The organism is Pseudomonas putida, assembly GCF_002025705.1.
In the GTDB taxonomy this organism is placed as follows: Bacteria; Pseudomonadota; Gammaproteobacteria; order Pseudomonadales; family Pseudomonadaceae; genus Aquipseudomonas; species Aquipseudomonas putida_J.
Genome location: NZ_CP018846.1, coordinates 1,636,378 through 1,655,327, shown reverse-complemented (window position 1 = coordinate 1,655,327; position 18,950 = coordinate 1,636,378). Strand labels below are relative to the sequence as shown.

Annotated in this window: 13 protein-coding genes; 8 read left to right on the top strand and 5 right to left on the bottom strand. The window is 65.7% G+C overall.

The features are described 5' to 3' along the window. Positions 1-181: 181 nt before the first annotated feature. The 3 genes from hydA (at position 182) to preA (ending at position 4,357) form a co-directional block, all read left to right on the top strand. On the top strand, positions 182-1,621 hold the full coding sequence (gene hydA, locus BUQ73_RS07530) for a dihydropyrimidinase (protein WP_027919704.1): 1,440 nt from the start codon (positions 182-184) through the stop codon (positions 1,619-1,621). A 93-nt stretch (positions 1,622-1,714) separates the two neighbouring features. Continuing rightward, entirely contained in the window at positions 1,715-3,082 is a 1,368-nt protein-coding gene (locus BUQ73_RS07525) for an NAD(P)-dependent oxidoreductase (protein WP_079227277.1), read from the top strand. Beyond that, entirely contained in the window at positions 3,083-4,357 is a 1,275-nt protein-coding gene (preA, locus tag BUQ73_RS07520; protein ID WP_079227276.1) for an NAD-dependent dihydropyrimidine dehydrogenase subunit PreA, read from the top strand. 150 nt (positions 4,358-4,507) lie between these two features. Here the strand turns inward: preA and BUQ73_RS07515 are convergent, their stop codons facing one another. The 5 genes from BUQ73_RS07515 to gnd form a co-directional block, all read right to left on the bottom strand. Next, positions 4,508-5,128 (bottom strand): TetR/AcrR family transcriptional regulator, encoded by a 621-nt coding sequence (locus BUQ73_RS07515; protein ID WP_079230498.1) that lies wholly within the window; start codon positions 5,126-5,128, stop codon positions 4,508-4,510. After that, positions 5,128-5,484 carry a VOC family protein gene (locus BUQ73_RS07510; protein WP_079227275.1) on the bottom strand — a complete coding sequence of 119 codons (357 nt, stop codon included), beginning with the start codon at positions 5,482-5,484 and terminating at the stop codon, positions 5,128-5,130. Before BUQ73_RS07510 ends, BUQ73_RS07515 begins: the two co-directional genes overlap by 1 nt. A gap of 55 nt (positions 5,485-5,539) precedes the next feature. Continuing rightward, complete coding sequence (locus BUQ73_RS07505; RefSeq protein ID WP_079227274.1) at positions 5,540-7,336, bottom strand: glycoside hydrolase family 15 protein; 1,797 nt, start codon at positions 7,334-7,336, stop codon at positions 5,540-5,542. Positions 7,337-7,405: 69 nt separating this feature from the next. Then, positions 7,406-8,911 carry a glucose-6-phosphate dehydrogenase gene (gene zwf / locus BUQ73_RS07500; protein ID WP_079227273.1) on the bottom strand — a complete coding sequence of 502 codons (1,506 nt, stop codon included), beginning with the start codon at positions 8,909-8,911 and terminating at the stop codon, positions 7,406-7,408. Beyond that, on the bottom strand, positions 8,911-9,891 hold the full coding sequence (gene gnd, locus BUQ73_RS07495; RefSeq protein WP_079227272.1) for a phosphogluconate dehydrogenase (NAD(+)-dependent, decarboxylating): 981 nt from the start codon (positions 9,889-9,891) through the stop codon (positions 8,911-8,913). Before gnd ends, zwf begins: the two co-directional genes overlap by 1 nt. A 204-nt stretch (positions 9,892-10,095) precedes the next feature. Between gnd and BUQ73_RS28475 the strand changes: the two genes are divergently transcribed. The 5 genes from BUQ73_RS28475 to BUQ73_RS07475 all read left to right on the top strand — a co-directional run bounded on the left by BUQ73_RS28475 (position 10,096) and on the right by BUQ73_RS07475 (position 18,945). After that, positions 10,096-10,263, top strand: coding sequence for a DUF6026 family protein (locus BUQ73_RS28475; RefSeq protein WP_178092352.1), 168 nt, complete (start codon positions 10,096-10,098; stop codon positions 10,261-10,263). 531 nt (positions 10,264-10,794) lie between these two features. Further along, positions 10,795-12,351 carry a glycogen synthase GlgA gene (glgA, locus tag BUQ73_RS07490; protein WP_079227271.1) on the top strand — a complete coding sequence of 519 codons (1,557 nt, stop codon included), beginning with the start codon at positions 10,795-10,797 and terminating at the stop codon, positions 12,349-12,351. A gap of 14 nt (positions 12,352-12,365) precedes the next feature. Then, entirely contained in the window at positions 12,366-14,108 is a 1,743-nt protein-coding gene (gene treZ / locus BUQ73_RS07485) for a malto-oligosyltrehalose trehalohydrolase (RefSeq protein ID WP_079227270.1), read from the top strand. Next, entirely contained in the window at positions 14,105-16,174 is a 2,070-nt protein-coding gene (gene malQ, locus BUQ73_RS07480) for a 4-alpha-glucanotransferase (RefSeq protein WP_079227269.1), read from the top strand. Before treZ ends, malQ begins: the two co-directional genes overlap by 4 nt. Next, the gene (locus tag BUQ73_RS07475) at positions 16,171-18,945 is read left to right on the top strand and encodes a malto-oligosyltrehalose synthase (RefSeq protein WP_079227268.1); all 2,775 of its coding nucleotides are present in this window, start codon (positions 16,171-16,173) and stop codon (positions 18,943-18,945) included. Before malQ ends, BUQ73_RS07475 begins: the two co-directional genes overlap by 4 nt. The last annotated feature ends 5 nt before the right edge of the window (positions 18,946-18,950 follow it).

Genomic DNA, 18,950 nt, shown 5'->3' with positions numbered 1-18,950 from the left:
CGTTAAATATCAATAAGTTATTAAACGAATAAGCATATAAATTATTTTCTTGAACAATCCCGAATCTGCATCTAGATTCCAATCTTGTCAGGTCTGACAGGATTAACGCGCATCCTCCAGCCACTGGCACATAACAATTTCAAGAACCGGCAAAGACCGGTCAGCCTGCGAGGAAGACGGCATGTCCCTGTTGATCCGTGGCGCCACCGTGGTTACCCATGAAGAGAGCTATCCCGCCGATGTCCTGTGTGTCGATGGCCAGATCCGCGCCATCGGCAAAGACCTCGAAGCCCCTACCGATTGCCAGATCCTCGATGGTAGCGGCCAGTACCTGATGCCCGGCGGCATCGACCCGCACACCCACATGCAGCTGCCCTTCATGGGCACGGTCGCCAGCGAGGACTTCTTCAGCGGCACCGCCGCAGGGCTGGCCGGTGGCACTACCTCGATCATCGACTTCGTCATCCCCAACCCGCAGCAGTCGCTGCTGGACGCCTTCCACACCTGGCGCGGCTGGGCACAGAAGAGCGCGTCCGACTACGGCTTCCACGTCGCCATCACCTGGTGGAGCGAACAGGTCGCCGAGGAAATGGGCGAGCTGGTGAACCAGCACGGGGTCAACAGTTTCAAGCACTTCATGGCCTACAAGAACGCCATCATGGCGGCCGACGACACCCTGGTGGCCAGCTTCGAGCGCTGCCTGCAACTGGGTGCGGTGCCCACCGTGCATGCCGAGAACGGCGAGCTGGTCTACCACCTGCAGCAGAAACTGCTGGCCCAGGGCCTGACCGGGCCGGAGGCGCACCCGCTGTCGCGCCCGTCACAAGTCGAAGGCGAAGCCGCCAGCCGCGCCATCCGCATTGCCGAAACCATCGGCACGCCGCTGTACGTAGTGCATATCTCAAGCCGTGAGGCGCTGGACGAAATCACCTACGCCCGGGCCAAGGGCCAGCCGGTGTATGGCGAGGTACTGCCGGGCCATCTACTGATCGACGACAGCGTCTACCGCAACCCGGACTGGGCGACTGCTGCGGGCTACGTGATGAGCCCGCCGTTCCGCCCGCGCGAACACCAGGAAGCACTGTGGCGCGGCCTGCAATCGGGCAACCTGCACACCACCGCCACCGACCACTGCTGCTTCTGTGCCGAGCAGAAAGCCATGGGCCGTAACGACTTCAGCCGCATCCCCAACGGCACCGCGGGCATCGAGGACCGCATGGCGGTGCTGTGGGACGCCGGGGTCAATAGCGGGCGCCTGTCGATGCACGAGTTCGTTGCGCTGACCTCGACCAACACCGCGAAGATCTTCAACCTGTTCCCGCGCAAGGGCGCCATCCGCGTCGGCGCCGATGCCGACCTGGTGCTGTGGGACCCGCAGGGCACACGCACCATCTCCGCCCAAACCCACCACCAGCGGGTCGACTTCAACATCTTCGAAGGCCGCACCGTGCGCGGCATCCCCAGCCACACCATCAGCCAGGGCAAGGTGCTCTGGGCCGATGGCGACCTTCGCGCCGAGCCTGGCGCCGGTCGTTACGTGGAGCGGCCAGCCTACCCCTCGGTGTACGAGGTATTGGGCCGGCGCGCCGAGCAACAGCGCCCGACACCCGTTCAGCGCTGACCTGTCCCGCATTGCCGTACCGGCCCTCAGAGGCCGGGCGGCGCCGTATTGCCGTTGGCTGCCACAACCAAAAAGAAAAGAGAGGCTACAACCGTGATCGATGCCCTGAACCATTTGCCGCGCCCTCGTGCCGGCAGCGACCAATTGGCCGAGCGTTTCACCGACCTGGCCCCGCCGCTCACCGCCCGCCAGGCCGCCGTCGAAAGCGCTCGCTGCCTGTACTGCTACGACGCCCCGTGCGTGAATGCCTGCCCGAGCGAAATCGACATTCCCTCGTTCATCCACCGCATCAGCGACGAGAACCTGCAAGGCGCCGCCGAGCGCATCCTGTCGGCCAACATCCTCGGCGGCAGTTGCGCCCGAGTGTGCCCTACCGAGATTCTCTGCCAGCAAGCGTGCGTGCGTAACAACGCCCAGGAGTGCGCCCCCGTGCTGATCGGTCAGCTGCAGCGCTACGCCCTGGACAATGCCAATTTCAGCGAACACCCGTTCAAGCGCTCCCCCGCCACCGGCAAGCGCATCGCTGTAGTCGGTGCTGGCCCGGCCGGGCTGTCCTGTGCCCATCGGCTGGCCATGCACGGCCATGATGTGGTGGTGTTCGAAGCCTGTGACAAAGCAGGCGGCCTCAACGAGTACGGCATTGCCCGCTACAAGCTGGTGGACGACTATGCCCAGCGCGAAGTGGAATTCCTGCTCGGTATCGGTGGTATCGAGGTCCGTCACGGCCAGCGCCTGGGCGCCAACCTGAGCCTGGGCGAGTTGCGCGACCAGTACGACGCGGTGTTCCTCGGCCTGGGCCTGAACGCCGTGCGCCAGCTCGGCCTGGCCGATGAAGAAGCCCCCGGCCTGCTCGCCGCCACCGCGTACATCCGCGAACTGCGCCAGGCCGACGACCTTGCGCAACTGCCACTGGCCGACCGCTGCCTGGTGATCGGCGCCGGCAACACCGCCATCGACATGGCCGTGCAGATGAGCCGCCTGGGCGCCCGCGATGTCAACCTGGTGTATCGCCGCGGCCATGCCGACATGGGTGCCACCGGCCACGAGCAGGACATCGCCAAGGCCAACCAGGTGCGCCTGCACACCTGGGCCCGCCCCGACGCCGTGCTGCTCGATGACGACGGCCGCGTGCGTGGCATGCGTTTCATGCGCACGGAGCTGGCCGACGGCCGCCTGCGTGACACCGGTGAAACCTACGAGCTGGCCGCCGACGCCATCTTCAAGGCCATCGGCCAACGCTTCGACGACACCAGCCTCAACGACCCCGTCGCCGCGCAACTGACGCGCGACGGCGAGCGTATCCGCGTCGACGACAACATGCGCACGAGCCTGGCCGGCGTCTATGCCGGCGGCGACTGCACCGCGCTGGGCCAGGACCTCACCGTCCAGGCCGTGCAACACGGCAAGCTGGCCGCCGAAGCCATCCATGCCCAACTCATGCTCAATGTGGAGGCAGCGTAAATGGCCGACCTGTCCATCGAATTTGCCGGCATCAAGGCACCCAACCCCTTCTGGCTGGCCTCTGCGCCACCGACCGACAAGGCCTACAACGTGGTCCGCGCCTTCGAGGCCGGCTGGGGCGGTGTGGTCTGGAAGACCCTGGGCGAAGACCCGGCAGCAGTCAACGTGTCTTCACGTTACTCGGCGCACTTTGGCCCCAACCGCCAGGTGCAGGGCATCAACAACATCGAGCTGATCACTGACCGTTCGCTGGAGATCAACCTGCGGGAAATCACCCAGGTGAAGAAGGACTGGCCCGACCGCGCACTGATCGTGTCGCTGATGGTGCCGTGCGTGGAGGAGTCGTGGAAGTTCATCCTGCCGCTGGTGGAAGCCACCGGCGCCGATGGCATCGAGCTGAACTTCGGCTGCCCGCACGGCATGCCCGAGCGCGGCATGGGCGCGGCGGTCGGCCAGGTGCCGGAATACGTGGAGATGGTCACCCGCTGGTGCAAGATGCATTGCTCGCTGCCGGTGATCGTCAAGCTCACACCGAACATCACCGACATCCGCCAGTCGGCCCGTGCGGCCCATCGCGGCGGCGCGGATGCGGTGTCGCTGATCAACACCATCAACTCGATCACCAGCGTCGACCTGGACCGCATGGTTGCCCACCCCATCGTCGGCGATCAGAGTACCCACGGCGGTTACTGCGGCTCGGCAGTCAAGCCGATTGCCTTGAACATGGTCGCCGAAATCGCCCGCGACCCGGAAACCCGCGGGCTGCCGATCTGCGGCATTGGCGGTATCGGCAACTGGCGCGATGCCGCCGAGTTCATCGCCCTGGGCAGCGGTGCGGTGCAGGTATGCACGGCGGCGATGTTGCATGGCTTCCGCATCGTCGAGGACATGAAGGATGGCCTGGCGCGCTGGATGGACCAGCACGGGCACCGCAACCTCGAGGCGTTCCGCGGGCAGGCGGTGGGGCACACGACCGACTGGAAGTACCTGGACATCAACTACAAGTCGGTGGCGCATATCGACCAGGATGCGTGCATTGGTTGCGGGCGTTGCCATATTGCCTGCGAAGACACCTCGCACCAGGCGATTGCCAGCACGCTGAAAGCTGACGGGACGCATGCCTACAGCGTGATCGAGGACGAATGCGTGGGCTGCAACCTGTGCCAGATCACCTGCCCGGTGGAGAACTGCATCGAGATGGTCGCGCAGGATACCGGCAAGCCTTACCTGAACTGGACCCAGGACCCTCGCAACCCCTACCGCGAGGCCAGCTGAAGCAGATTACGGCCTGGCCCGCCTTGTGGGAGCGGCCTTGTGTCGCGAAAGGGCCGCGCAGCGGCCCCGGCAATCTCTGCTGCGAGGCTGAAATCCCGGGGCCGCTGCGCAGCCCTTTCGCGACACAAGGCCGCTCCCACAAAGACCGCGTCATGGCTCCAGCCCGATCCCGCGCAGGATCACACTGGTCACTGTCTGCACGGCGCTCTCGAACGCCCTGTCGGACAGTGGCTGCCCTTCGTTCAGCAACGCCACCTGGTAGCCAAAGTCGGCATAGTGCTGTGTCGACGCCCAGATCATGTAAAGCAGTGCCGAAGGCTCCACCGGCAGAATGCGCCCCTCCGCCACCCAGCGGCGGATCTTGTCTTCCTTGAGCTTTGCCCAGGGCACCAGGCTCTCGGCCAGGTTCACGCCCAGCACCGGCGCCCCATGCAGCATTTCCTCGGCCCAGATCTTCGAGCCCAGCGGCCGTGAACGTGAGTGGCCCATCTTGGCGCGGATGTAGCTGGTCAACACCACCCGCGGGTCGTCGAAGTTCTCGAAGCACAGCGCGTCCTGCTTCCACACATCCAGCAGGTCCTGCAACACGGCGCGGAACAGCTCGTCCTTGGTGCTGAAGTAATAATGCAGGTTGGAACGCGGCAGCTCGGCCTGTTCGGCGATGTCCCCCATGGACGTTGCGCCATAGCCCTTTTCGGCAAACACCTTTTCAGCGGCGACCAGGATCTTCTCGATATTGCGACGGCGGATTTCGATCTTGTGGTTGGCCATCAGGCTTGGGCCGTCCATACAGCCAGCTCATACCCGTCCGGGTCGATGAAATGGAAGCGCCGGCCACCCGGGAAGGCAAAAGTCGCCCGGCTGATTGTTGCCCCGGCCGCTTCGAGCCGCTGTTGCGTGCCCTCCAGGTCGCCGGCATACAGGATGACCAATGGCCCACCCGGCCGTACCGCTTCGCCGGTGGTGAAGCCGCCGGTCAAGCGACCATCGCTGAACTCGGTGTAGGTCGGCCCGTAGTCGGTGAAGCGCCAGCCGAACACGCTGCCGTAGAAAGCCTTGCTCCGTGCGATGTCGCTGACGTTGAACTCGATATTGTCGATCTGCCGATCATGGCCACGAACGCTCATGCGTGCTCCTTGCCGAATGGGGTTGGCTAAGTCTACTCCGTCGCTGGTTAGACACTCACCCACATCTTGCCCTGTCGCGCACCGGGCACTGTGCCCGGTGCAGGTTCAGCGCGGTATTGATGATGCCGATATGGCTGAACGCCTGGGGGAAATTGCCGAGCATGCGCTTGCCGGCAGGGTCGTACTGCTCGGCCAGCAGGCCGACGTCATTGCACAGGCCGGTGAGCTGCTGGTACAGCGCCTGCGCCTCGGCCTCGCGCCCCAGCAGCACATACACATCAGCCAGCCAGAACGAGCACACCAGGAACGTGCCCTCCCCAGGCGTCAGCCCGTCGCTGCAGCTGTCGCTGTCATAGCGCAGCAGCAGGCCGTTCTTCAGCAGGCGTTGCTCGATCTGTACCAAGGTGCGCTGAAAGCGCGGGTCCTCGGCCGGCAGGAAGCCGGTCAGGGCGATCTGCAACAGGCTGGCGTCCATCTCGGCCGAGCCATAGGCCTGGACGAAGTGCTGGCCGCTGGCATCGAGCCCGCGCGCGCAGACCTCCCGATGAATCTCGTCGGCCACCTGCCGATAGTGGCGGCCATGCTCGCGGCCTTCCTCTGTGGTGTCAGCCAGCCCCGCCGCGCGGTCGAAGGCAACCCAGGCCATGACCTTGGAATGGACGAAATGCTGACGGCCCCCGCGCACTTCCCAAAGCCCTTCGTCAGGCTCGCGCCAGATACGCTCGACGTAGGGCAGGATCAACCGGGAGATCGCCGCACTTCGCGGGTGGCGCGGCAGGCCGCCCTTGATCGCCTGGCTCATGGCGTCGGCCAGTTCGCCGTATATGTCCAGCTGCACTTGTTCGGCAGCCGCATTGCCGACCCGCACCGGCTGCGAATGTTCGTAGCCGGCCAGCCACGGCAAGGTGTATTCCTGCAGGTCACGCTCGCCGGCCAGGCCGTACATGATCTGCATCTGTTCGGGGTTGCCGGCCACCGAGCGCAACAGCCATTCACGCCAGGCCTGGGCTTCATCGAAGTAGCCGAGGTTCATGAACGCCAGCAAGGTCATGGTGGCGTCGCGCAGCCAGCAGAAGCGGTAGTCCCAGTTGCGTTCGTGGCCAATGCGTTCGGGCAGCGAGGTAGTGACCGCCGCAACGATGCCACCCGTAGGTGCGTAGGTCATGGCCTTGAGGGTGAGCAGCGAGCGGCGCACCAGGCCGGTGTAGGGACCGACCTCAGGGCAACGGTCGGCGAACGCCTGCCAGTGCGTGAGGGTGTGTTGCAGCGCCTGGTCGATGTCGCAGTCGGGCTGCACCGGCAAGTGCGAGGGCTGATGGCGCAGGCTGAAGATCTGGCGCTCACCGGCACCCACGCGAAAGCGGGCGACGGTGTGGTGGTCGAGGCCGTGGGGCACCACGCTGCTACGCAGGATCACACGATCGGGACCGGCCACCGCACTGAGCGTCAGCGGGTCGATTTTCTCTACCCAGGGCACGCTGCGGCCGTAGTCGAAGCGCAGCACCAGGTCCATTTCGAAGTTGGTTTCGCCGGACAGGCCCTCGACGATGCGCACCACCGAATTGACCTCGTCCAGTGGCATGAAGTCGAGGACGCGAGCGCGGCCGCTGGCGGTGACCCAGGTGGTTTCCAGCACCAGCGTGTCGCCCAGGTACTGGCGGCTGGTGTGCTCGACAGGGTCGCTGGGGGCCAGGCGCCAGCGGCCGTTCTCTTCGTTGCCCAGCAGTGCGGCGAACACGGCCGGGGCGTCGAAACGCGGCAGGCACAGCCAGTCGATCGAGCCGTCACGGCTGACCAGGGCGGCGCTGCGGCAGTTGCCGAGCAGGGCGTAGTCTTCGATATGGGCGGGCATTGCACCTCCTTTTTTGAGGTTGCCTGCTCGGGCCTCTTCGCGGCGGTTCGAGCAGGCAACAAAGAACTGTCACCCCAGCTTGTGCCACTCTCGCTTGTCCCGCGTCAGCAATTCATTGCCAGCCTCGGGGCCATCCTCGCCTGCCGGGTATTCATGCACCTCGCCCACCTGGGCCCAGGCATCGAGAAACGGCTGCACCGCGCGCCAGCCGTTCTCGATGTTGTCGGCCCGCTGGAACAGGGTCTGGTCGCCGGTCAGGCAGTCATAGATCAGCGTTTCGTAGCCGGTGGCCGGGGTCATCTTGAAGAAGTCCTTGTAGGCAAAGCCCAGCTCAACGTTCTCCATCACCAGCTCCGGCCCCGGCCGCTTGGCCTGCAGGTCGAACCACATGCCTTCGTTTGGCTGGATCTGGATCTTCAGGTAGTTGGGCTTGGGCCGCTCCAGCTCCGATTCGCGAAACTGCGCGTACGGCGCCGGCTTGAAGCAGATGGCGATCTCGGTGTCGCGCACGCTCATGCGCTTGCCGGTGCGCAGGTAGAACGGCACCCCGGCCCAGCGCCAGTTGTCGATCATCACCTTGAGCGCCACATAGGTTTCGGTCTGGCTGTCGGCTGCGACGTTGTTTTCCTGGCGATACCCCGGCAGGCGCTTGCGGCCCTGATGGCCGGCCGTGTACTGGCCTCGCACGGAGTTCTTCAGGGCCATTTTCGCCGACCAGGGGCGGATGGCACCGATCACCTTGGCCTTCTCGCCCCGCACGGCGTCGGCCCCGAACGCTGCCGGCGGCTCCATGGCGACCATCGCCAGCAGCTGGAACAGGTGGTTGGGCACCATGTCGCGCAGCGCGCCGGTGTTGTCGTAGAACGCACCACGGGTTTCCACACCGACCGTCTCGGCGGCAGTGATCTGCACATGGTCGATGTAGTGGTTGTTCCAGAACGACTCGAACAGGCCGTTGGAGAAGCGGCTGACCAGAATGTTCTGCACCGTCTCCTTACCCAGGTAGTGGTCGATGCGGTAGATCTGCCGCTCGCTCATCACCTTCAGCAGGCAGGCGTTGAGCGCCTCGGCACTGGCCAGGTCGGTGCCGAAGGGCTTCTCTACCACCACGCGCCGGAAGCCACCGGCCGACTCGTCGAGCAGCCCGGCCGCACCCAGGCGCTGGGCCACTTCCGGGAAGAAGCGTGGTGAGGTGGCCAGGTAGAAGATGGCGTTACCGTGGCTGGTTTTGTCGATACGCTTGGCCAGCGCCGCGTAAGTGGCAGGGTCGAGGAAGTCGCCGGTCTGGTAGTCCAGGCGCTTGGCCAGACGCGACCAGAGCTTTTCGTCCAGGCACTTGGCTGCGCCCTCGCCGCCCTTGTCGCGCTCCTGCATGAAGGCATGCAGGCGCCCGGCGAATTCATCGGCCGTGGCCGGGTTGTGGTCGACGCCGACAATGCGCAGGTTGCGGTCCAGCAAGCCGTCGCGGCTGAGGTTGTAAAGCGCCGGCATCAGCAGGCGCTTGACCAGGTCACCGTTGGCGCCAAACAGGAACAGCGTGCAGGGCGGAGCAGCAGGAATGGTCTGTTTGCTCATCAGTCTTTTTTCTCGACGTGGCCACCAAAGCCCAGGCGCATGGCCGAAAGGATCTTGTCGCCGTAGGTGCCCTGCTGCTGACGCGAGCGGAAGCGGGCGAACAGCGCGCTGGACAGCACCGGAACCGGCACTGCCTGCTCGACGGCGGCATCGATGGTCCAGCGGCCTTCGCCACTGTCGGACACCGAGCCACTGAACTGCGCCAGCTGCGGGTCGGCCACCAGCGCATCGGCGGTGAGGTCGAGTAGCCACGAGGTGACCACGCTGCCGCGGCGCCACACTTCGGCGATCTCGGCGACGTTAAGGTCGAAGCGCTGGTCTTCCGGCAGCTCGTTGCCACCTTTGCTGCGCAGCAGGTCGAAACCTTCGGCATAGGCCTGCATCAGGCCGTATTCGATGCCGTTGTGCACCATCTTCACGTAGTGCCCGGCGCCGGGCGGGCCAGCATGGATGTAGCCGTGCTCGGCACGCTGGTGCTCACCGCTGCGGCCATGGGTGCGCGGAATCTCGCCAACGCCTGGCGCCAGTGCCTTGAACAGAGGCTCCAGGCGCTCGAACACATCCTTCTCGCCGCCGATCATCATGCAGTAGCCACGGTCCAGGCCCCAAACGCCACCAGAGGTGCCGACATCCAGGTAATGCAGCCCGCGCCTGGCCAGTTCGGCGGCGCGGCGCATGTCGTCCTTGTAGAAGGTATTGCCGCCGTCGATGATCGCATCGCCCGGCTCCAGCAGCTCGGCCAGTTGGGCGATGGTCTGCTCGGTTGGCTCGCCGGCCGGCAGCATCACCCACACGGCGCGCGGCGCCTTGAGCTTCTGCACCAGCGCGCCGAGGTCATGGGCGCCCAGGGCGCCCTCGCGATGCAAGGTATCGACGGCATCACGGTTACGGTCGTGCACCACGGTTTGGTGGCCGGCGCGCATCAGGCGCCTTGCGATATTGCCGCCCATGCGGCCCAGCCCGACGATTCCCAATTGCATGAGCCGATGCTCCCCTTTCGAAATGGATGACAAACACAGTTCAACTTTTCAGATTAGTCCAGCACGACGCACGAGGGTTCAGCGACGAACGGCGTGACAACGTTAAACAAAAAAGTTCCCATGGGCGGCGAAAGAATTCAGAATGCGCGCCGCGTGAAGCGTCTACGCTTTAACTGTCACCAGCCAAAACCGCGAGGTGTGCTCATGGGTACCTTGATGCCTGCTACTCCAACCCAGACCCTCTATGTCTCCGTGCGCCGCGATGAGCTGCGCAAGTTGAAGGACGAACGTGACCAGCTGCGCCAACAGGTCGCCCAGTTGCACATGTTGCTGGAACAGGCACGTAGCGACGGTAAAAACGTCAGCCTCTGATTCATCCCTCCCTCGGTGGGAGCTTCGCGCTCCCACACTGCTGAATCTTCGCACCATCATGGTGCGCTGCACACTATCCAGCCACCCGATGGCGCACGCGTAAATCAGCCTTGCCCCACCCTCGAACACTCACTTCTCGTAGCAGTTCACATCCGGTCACACACGCCAACGTTTGCGTCTATCTCGGGTCATAACGAAAGTGACCAGTGGGTCACCTTTTTATCGCCGGCTCTCCTACACTCAGGTTTCGGCCCGCCATTTGCTCAGAGGAAGAGCGACGTAAAAAAGTCGAACTTTTGGAAATGGTGGCGGGTCAGCAAGTAAGTAGGCCAGACGCAAAAGGACTTCCTTCGCACGGCCGCCTACCCCAACCAGTCCAATCGCCTTCGGCCGGAATGCTGATCGCGTTGTGCCTGTGCGCACGACTTCGGGGCATGGATAGCTTTACGCAAATAAAGAACCAGAGAGAACCAGCACGAGATATAGCAACGGGTGCCAGCACCCGGCCAACACATAGGGACGGAGAGAAGTATGATCAGTGCCGCTGTCGAGCCTCACGTAGATTCATTCAAACCGGACAACCGCGAACCGCTCACCCCGGACTTCGCCAAGACAGGCACGGCACCCGGCGCCCAGCGCCAGCACAACCCGAACAAGCGCAAGATCCTGTTCGTCACATCCGAGATTGCCGACCTGGTCAAGACCGGTGGCCTGGGTGACGTTTCGGCAGCACTGCCACGCGCCTTGGCGCACCTGCACGACGTACGGGTGCTGATCCCCGGCTACCGCCAGGTCATGGAAAGCGACAACCCCATTCATATCGTCGGTGAGCTCGGCGGCCATGCCGCCCTGCCACCGTGCAAGATCGGCCGCATGGACATGGCCGACGGCCTGGTCATCTATGTACTGATCTGCCCGGAGCTGTACCAGCGCGACGGCACTCCCTATGGTGCCAACAACGGTCGCGACTGGCCGGACAACCACATTCGTTTCGCCCGCCTGGGCCTGGCCGCAGCCGAGATCGCTGCCGGCGAAGGCAAAATCCACTGGCAGCCCGAAGTGGTGCACGCCCACGACTGGCCCGCAGGCCTGGCACCGGCCTACATGCACTGGCGCGGGCTGAACACGCCGACCCTGTTCACCATCCACAACCTGGCGTATCAGGGCGTCTACAGCCGTGGCTGCAGCCCCGAGTTGGCGATCCCCGAGCATGCCATGCAACAGGAAGGCATGGAGTTCTACGGCAAACTGTCATTCCTCAAGGCAGGCCTTGCCTACTCCAGCCATATCACCACCGTCAGCGCCACCTACGCCCAGGAAATCACCACCCCGGAATTCGGCTGCGGGCTTGATGGCTTCCTTGCCAGCAAGGCCCAGCAGGGTCTGCTCGGCGGCATCCCCAACGGCATCGACGAGAGCTGGGACTCGGCCACCGACAAACACCTGCAGCACAACTTCAGCATCAACGACTGGGACGGCAAGGCACGCAATACCGCCGAAGTGCGCAAACTGTTCGAACTGGAACCGTCCGAAGGGCCACTGTTCGCCGTGGTCTCGCGGCTGGTCTATCAGAAAGGCCTGGACCTGACCCTGGGCGTTGCCGACTACATCGTCGAACAAGGCGGGCAGATCGCGATCATCGGCCGCGGCGAGCCGGAAGAAGAACAGGCCATGCGCGAGCTGGCGTTGCGTCACCCGGGGCGGATCGGGGTACGCATCGGCTTCAACGAAACCGACGCCCGGCGCATGTTCGCTGGCAGCGACTTCCTGCTGATGCCCTCGCGCTACGAGCCCTGCGGCCTGAGCCAGATGTACGCCCAGCGCTTTGGCTCGCTGCCGGTGGCGCGCAATACCGGTGGCCTGGCCGACACCATCGAGAACGGCGTCACTGGCTTCCTGTTCGATGAGTCGACCGTCGAGAGCTACCGCGAAGCGCTGAGCCGTGCCTTCTATATCTATCGCAAGAAGGACCTGCTCAATGCCATGCGTTGCCTGTCGATGACCCAGCCGTTCAACTGGTGCCAGGCGGTGGAACCCTACGCGCGCCTCTATGAGGACCTGGTCAAGCAGGCACAACTGAGCTACTGAACGGGGGTTCGAAGATGCACAGGCATGGCGCACACCTGCTGGACGCCACGTCGGCGCGCTTCGCCCTGTGGGCGCCAGATGCGCGCAGCGTGAGCCTGGAACTGGAGCAGCGGCCCGCCATCGAGCTGCTGGCAGAGGACGACGGCTGGTACACGGGGGTTGCCCCGTGCCAGGCCGGCGACCGCTATCACTACCGCATCGACGGCAAGCTGCAGGTCGCCGACCCGGCGTCGCGCTACCAACCCGAGGGTGTGCACGGGCCAAGCCAGGTGGTGGATACCGGCGCCTACGCCTGGCAGCACCCCTGGCAAGGCCGGCCTTGGCACGAAGCTGTGATCCAGGAGCTGCATGTCGGGGTGCTCGAAGGCTACCAGGGCGTCGCCCGGCATCTGCCGAGGCTGGCCGAGCTTGGCATCAGTGCCATCGAGCTGATGCCGCTGGGCCAGTTCCCCGGCGAACGCAATTGGGGCTACGACGGTGTGCTGCCCTATGCGCCGCAGCACAGCTACGGCAGCCCCGAGCAGCTCTGCGCCCTGGTCGACCACGCCCACGGCCAACGCCTGATGGTAATGGTCGATGTGGTCTACAACCACTTCGGCCCGGACGGTAATTACCTGCACCAGTACGCCAGCCCGTTTTTCCGCCAGGACCGCCAGACGCCCTGGGGTGCGGCCATCGATTTTCGCCGCCGCGAGGTACGCGAGTACTTCATCCAGAACGCCCTGATGTGGCTGTGCGACTACCGCTGCGATGGCCTGCGCCTGGATGCCGTGCACGCTATCGACCAGCCCGACTTCCTCGTCGAGCTGGCGCAACGGGTACGTGCTGCCGTCGAGCCTGGCCGGCATGTATGGCTGGTGCTGGAAAACGAGCATAACCAGGCCTCGTTGCTCGAACAGGGCTTCGATGCCCAGTGGAACGACGATGGCCACAACGCCTTGCACGTGCTGCTGACCGGGGAAACCGAGGGCTACTACGCCGACTACCAGGAAAAACCCATCGCCAAGCTGGCCCGCTGCCTGGCCGAAGGCTTCGTGTTCCAGGGCCAGGCCAACCGCCACGGTACGCCACGCGGCGAAGCCAGCGGGCACCTGGAGCCCAGCGCGTTCGTGCTGTTCCTGCAGAACCATGACCAGATCGGCAACCGCGCCCTGGGCGAGCGGCTGACCCGCCTGTGCCCGCCGGCAGCCTTGCGTGCGGCCACCGGCCTGTTGTTGCTGGCACCGATGATCCCGCTGCTGTTCATGGGTGATGACGATGGCAGCTGCCGGCCGTTCCTGTTCTTCACCGATTTCCATGACCAACTGGCCGATGCCGTGCGCGAGGGCCGGCGCGGCGAGTTCGCCCACTTCAAGGCATTCGCCGACCCCGAGCAGCGCGAGCACATACCCGACCCCAATGCCGAACAGACCTTCGAGGCTTCGCGGCCACAAAACAAGGAGGTCATCGCCGGCTGGCACGGGCTTTATCTCCAACTGCTCGACCTGCGCCAACGCCACGTCATCCCCAACCTGCCCGGCAGCCGTGCACTGGGCGCCGAGGTGCTGGGCGACCACGCCCTGACCGCGCGCTGGCGCCTGGGTGACGGCAGCACCCTGCGCATCGACCTGAACCTGGCCGCCACGCCCCAGGCGGTCGAACTGCCCGCCGCCGATCAGCGCCTGTTCGACAGCAGCGACACCCGCCACCCCGACACCGCGCTGGCCGCCCACAGCTGTGTGGTCAGCCTGCTAGCCCCCGGCCAGGAGAGCCCATGAGCGAAACCGCTTTGCACCGACTGGCCGCCCGTGTAGGGCTGGCCCGCGACTGGATCGACGCCAACAACCGGCCACAGCAAGTCAGCGACGAGGTACTGCGCAAGGTCCTCGACGGCCTGGGCCACCCCGCCAGCGACGAGCCAGCCATCCAGGCCAGCCTGCGCGCTGTGGAAGCCGCCGAAGACGCCGAGCACCTGCCCCCGCTGATCACCGCCGACCTTGACCAGCCGCTGCCCCTGAAGCGCTACTTCCCGCCCGGCAGTGCAGTGCGCTGCACCCTGGAAAGCAACCGCCTGCAATACCTGACCCTCGATGCCCAGGGCAACCTGCCAGGCGGCCTGCCGGTCGGCTATCACCTGCTGCAGATCAACGACCGCAGCTTCACCCTCGCCGTGGCTCCGCCGCGCTGCCACAGCCTGGCCGACGCCGTCGACGAACCCCCGCCACGCTGCTGGGGCCTGGCCGTGCAGCTCTACAGCCTGCGCCGCCACGGTGATGGCGGTTTTGGCGACTGCCTGGCGCTGGAACAGCTGGCACGCAACGCCGCCGAACGCGGCGCCGATGCCCTGGCGATCAGCCCGATCCATGCCCTGTCGGCCATCGACCAGCAACACTACAGCCCTTACTCACCGTCCAGCCGCCTGCTGCTCAACACCCTGTACGCCAGCCCCGCCGCGCTGCTGGGCGAGCGCGCCGTGCGCCTGGCGATCGAGGCGTGTGGCCTGGAGCAGGTGCTCGAAGACCTTGAGCAGCGCCCGCTGGTGGACTGGCCCCGCGCCGCCGACGCCCGCTTGCGCCTGCTCGAAGCGCTGTATCAGGATTTCAGCCAGGCCGACCACCCGCTGCGCAAGGACTTCGACAGCTTCCGTGAGGCCCGCGGCCAGGCCCTGGAACATCACTGCCGCTTCGAAGTGCTGCAGGCACAAGCTGTCGAACATGGCCTGGGCGCCGACTGGCGCAACTGGCCCAGCGCCTGGCACGACCCGTACCACCCGGAAGTCGAGGCCTTCGCCAACGCCTACCCGGCCAAGGTCGAGTTCCACGCGTTCTGCCAGTGGCTGACCGAACGCAGCCTGCAACGTGCCCAGCACGCCGCATGCAGCAATGGCATGGCGGTCGGCCTGATCGCCGACCTGGCAGTGGGCGCCGATGGCGCCGGTAGCCAGGCCTGGAGCCGCCAGGACGAGCTGCTGGCCAACCTCAAGGTCGGCGCACCACCCGACATCCTCAACCGCTCGGGGCAGGACTGGGGCATCTGCGCCTTTTCCCCCGAGGGGCTCAAGCGCAACGGCTACCGTGCCTTCATCGAGATGCTGCGGGCCAACCTGGCCCATGCCGGCGGCCTGCGCATCGACCATGTGATGGGCCTGCGCCGGTTGTGGCTGATTCCGCGGGGCTGCACGCCCGCCGAAGGCGCCTACCTCAACTACCCGCTCGAAGACCTGCTGCGCCTGCTGGCCCTGGAGTCGGTGCGCCACCAGGCGATCATCCTCGGCGAAGACCTCGGCACCGTGCCCGAAGGCCTGCGCGAGCAGCTGGCTGCCAAGGCCGTGCTGGGCATGCGCGTGCTGCCCTTCGAGCAAACCCAGCCCGGCCACTTCAAACCGATCCTCGACTGGCCCGACGACGCCCTCGCCACCACCGGCACCCACGACCTGGCACCTTTGGCCGGCTGGCTGCAAAGCCGCGACATCGACTGGAGCCACCGCCTGCAACTGATCGACGCCGCCACCGAATTGCACTGGCGCCACGAACGGCAAAAGGAACGCGAAGGCCTGCGCCGCACCCTGGAAGCCAACTATGGCGCACAAGCAGACGACGACGCGCTGATCGATGCCGCCATCCGCTACGTCGGCCATACCCGCGCGCCCTTGGTGCTGATCCCGCTGGAAGACCTGCTCGGCAGCGACGAACAGCCCAACCTGCCGGGCACCACCAGCGGTCACCCCAACTGGCGCCGGCGCTTCGCCGCGCCGGTGCGCGAGCTGCTGGATGACGAAGACGCCGCACGGCGCCTTGAACTGCTGGCCCAGGCCCGCGAGCAAGCCTGGGAGCGTGACCGATGAAGCCGTTGACCGCGACCCTGCGCCTGCAATTTCACCGCGAGTTCAGCCTCGATGACGCCGTACCGCTGGTGCCGTATTTCGCCCAGCTGGGCATCAGCCACCTGTATGCCTCGCCGATCCTCAAGGCCCGCGCCGGCTCGCGCCATGGTTACGACGTGGTCGACCCGACCTGCGTCAACCCTGAGCTGGGTGGCGAGGCGGCACTGCAGCGGCTAGTGGCCGCACTTCGCCAGCATGGCATGGGGCTGATTCTCGACACTGTGTCCAACCATATGGCCGTGGGCGGCGCCGACAACCCCTGGTGGCAGAGCTTGTTGGCCTGGGGCCGGCGCAGCCCGTATGCGGAGTTCTTCGACATCCAGTGGCACTCCAGCGACCCCTTGCTGGCCGGCCAGTTGCTGTTGCCGTTCCTCGGCAGCGACTATGGTGCGGCGCTGAAGAATGGCGAGGTCCCGCTGCAATTCGACCAGCAATCGGGTTTGCTGCAAGTCGCCCACTATGAGCACCGCTTCCCGATCTGCCCGCTGGACTATGGCTGGATTCTTGCGCAAAGCCCCGAGCCCGCACTCAAGGCCCTGGCGGAGCATTTCACCGCCTTGCGCGACGCCGCCGAGCCCTTGGCCGATGCCCTGCCCCTGCACGCCGAACTGGCGCGCCTGGTGCGTGAAGGCGCAGACCTGCAATCGGCCCTGGTCGCCTTCGACAGCCGCAGCGAAAATGGCTTCAAGCGCCTGCACCTGCTGCTGGAACGCCAGACCTACCGCCTGGCCAGCTGGCGCACCGCCGCCGATGACATCAACTGGCGGCGCTTCTTCGACATCAACGAACTCGGCGGCCTGCGGGTGGAGCGTGCCGTGGTGTTCGAGGCGACCCACGCCAAGCTGTTCGAGCTGGTTGAGCGCGGCCTGGTGGACGGCCTGCGCATCGACCATATCGATGGGCTGGCCGACCCGCGCGGCTACTGCCGCAAGCTGCGCCGCCGGGTCGACAGCCTGCTCGCCAAACGCCCGTTGCATGCGGCCCTGGAACACTTCCCGATCTATGTGGAAAAGATCCTCGGCGCCGACGAACACCTGCACCGCGACTGGCTGACCGACGGCACCACCGGCTACGAATTCATGAACCAGGTCTCGCTGCTGCAGCACGACCCCGCTGGCGAAGGACCTTTGACCGAGTTGTGGGCGACGGTCAGCGAGCGCCCCGACTTCCCTGAGGAAGTGCGCCTGGCGCGCCACCTGGTGCTCAACGCCAGCCTGGCCGGCGACTGCGAATCGGTGGCCCAGGCGCTGTTGCAGGTGGCCCGCGACGACCTGATGACCCGCGACCTGACCTTGGGCGCAATCCGCCGCGCGTTGCAGGCACTGGTCGCGCATTACCCGGTGTACCGCACCTACTTCAACGCCTGCGGGCGCCCGGCCGAAGATGAGCGGTTCTTCCAGCAGGCCCTGGCCCATGCCCGCCAGGACCTGGGCGAAGCCGACTGGCCGCTGCTCGACCAGCTCGAGCAATGGCTCGGTGGCCAGCCCTGGCGGCAGATGCCCCCGGGCCGGCCACGCAAGCACCTGCGCCATGCCTGCGTGCGCTTCCAGCAGCTCACCGCGCCCAGCGCCGCCAAGGCCGTGGAGGACACCGCGTTCTACCGCTCGGCGCGGCTGCTGTCGCGCAATGACGTCGGCTTCGAGGCCGAGCGGTTCAGCGCCGACACCGAACACTTCCACAACGAAGCCCAGCGCCGCCTACGCGACTTCCCCGATAACTTGCTGGCCACCGCCACCCACGACCACAAGCGAGGCGAAGACAGCCGCGCACGCCTGGCCGTGTTGAGTGAGCGCGGGCCGTGGTTTGCCAGCCGTGTGGAGCACTGGCGCGAGCTGACTGCACCGCTGCGCGAACAGCTGGACGACGGGGTGGCACCAAGCCCTGGCGACGAGCTGCTGCTGTTGCAGACGCTGCTGGGCAGCTGGCCACTGACCCTCGACCTGCACGACGACAATGCGCTGCGCCAGTACGCCGAACGCATCCGCCAATGGCAACAGAAGGCCCTGCGCGAAGCCAAGCTGCGCAGCAGCTGGAGCGCGCCGAACGAAGCCTATGAAGCGGCCTGCGCGGCCTATGTCGACGGCCTGCTGCTGGAGCGGGAAAACCAGCAGTTGCGCCAGTCGCTGGCCGATGCCGCGCAGTTGATCGCCTGCCCCGGCGCCCTCAACGGGTTGGTCCAGAGCCTGCTGCGCATGACCGTGCCTGGCGTGCCCGACCTGTACCAGGGTAACGAATACTGGGACTTCAGCCTGGTCGACCCGGACAACCGCCGCGCCGTGGACTACGCTTGCAGGCGCCGCACCCTGGACGATGCCAGCGCACCCGGCGAGCTGCTGGCGCACTGGCGCGACGGCCGCATCAAGCAGGCCCTGATCGCCCGGGTGCTGGACTGCCGCCAGGCCCACGCCGAGCTATTTCGCCGGGGTGCCTACCTGCCACTGAACGTGCAGGGCCGGCATGCCGATCAGGTCATCGCCTTCGCCCGCCTGGGTGAAGAGCAACGCGCCATCGTCGTCGCCCCGCGCCTGGCCAGCGGCCTGCTCGGCGGCGCCACTACACCGTTGATCCCGGCGCAGAACTGGGACGACACCCGGGTGATCCTGCCGTTTGCCTTGTCGCCTGCCAACTCGACTGGACTTTTCTCCAGCGCTGCGGTCAGCCCTTCTAGGGAGCTGCTGTTGAGCGCCTTGCTGGCGGAGTTTCCGGTCAACCTGCTGATACAACAATCTTGAGCATC

What these genes read in the sequence shown, in the direction of transcription:
- hydA (WP_027919704.1), top strand. Translation starts at nt 182, where the DNA reads ATGTCCCTGTTGATCCGTGGCGCCACCGTGGTTACCCATGAAGAGAGC.
- preA (WP_079227276.1), top strand. Translation starts at nt 3,083, where the DNA reads ATGGCCGACCTGTCCATCGAATTTGCCGGCATCAAGGCACCCAACCCC.
- BUQ73_RS07515 (WP_079230498.1), bottom strand. Translation starts at nt 5,128, where the DNA reads ATGGCCAACCACAAGATCGAAATCCGCCGTCGCAATATCGAGAAGATC.
- BUQ73_RS07510 (WP_079227275.1), bottom strand. Translation starts at nt 5,484, where the DNA reads ATGAGCGTTCGTGGCCATGATCGGCAGATCGACAATATCGAGTTCAAC.
- BUQ73_RS07505 (WP_079227274.1), bottom strand. Translation starts at nt 7,336, where the DNA reads ATGCCCGCCCATATCGAAGACTACGCCCTGCTCGGCAACTGCCGCAGC.
- zwf (WP_079227273.1), bottom strand. Translation starts at nt 8,911, where the DNA reads ATGAGCAAACAGACCATTCCTGCTGCTCCGCCCTGCACGCTGTTCCTG.
- gnd (WP_079227272.1), bottom strand. Translation starts at nt 9,891, where the DNA reads ATGCAATTGGGAATCGTCGGGCTGGGCCGCATGGGCGGCAATATCGCA.
- BUQ73_RS28475 (WP_178092352.1), top strand. Translation starts at nt 10,096, where the DNA reads ATGGGTACCTTGATGCCTGCTACTCCAACCCAGACCCTCTATGTCTCC.
- glgA (WP_079227271.1), top strand. Translation starts at nt 10,795, where the DNA reads ATGATCAGTGCCGCTGTCGAGCCTCACGTAGATTCATTCAAACCGGAC.
- treZ (WP_079227270.1), top strand. Translation starts at nt 12,366, where the DNA reads ATGCACAGGCATGGCGCACACCTGCTGGACGCCACGTCGGCGCGCTTC.
- malQ (WP_079227269.1), top strand. Translation starts at nt 14,105, where the DNA reads ATGAGCGAAACCGCTTTGCACCGACTGGCCGCCCGTGTAGGGCTGGCC.
- BUQ73_RS07475 (WP_079227268.1), top strand. Translation starts at nt 16,171, where the DNA reads ATGAAGCCGTTGACCGCGACCCTGCGCCTGCAATTTCACCGCGAGTTC.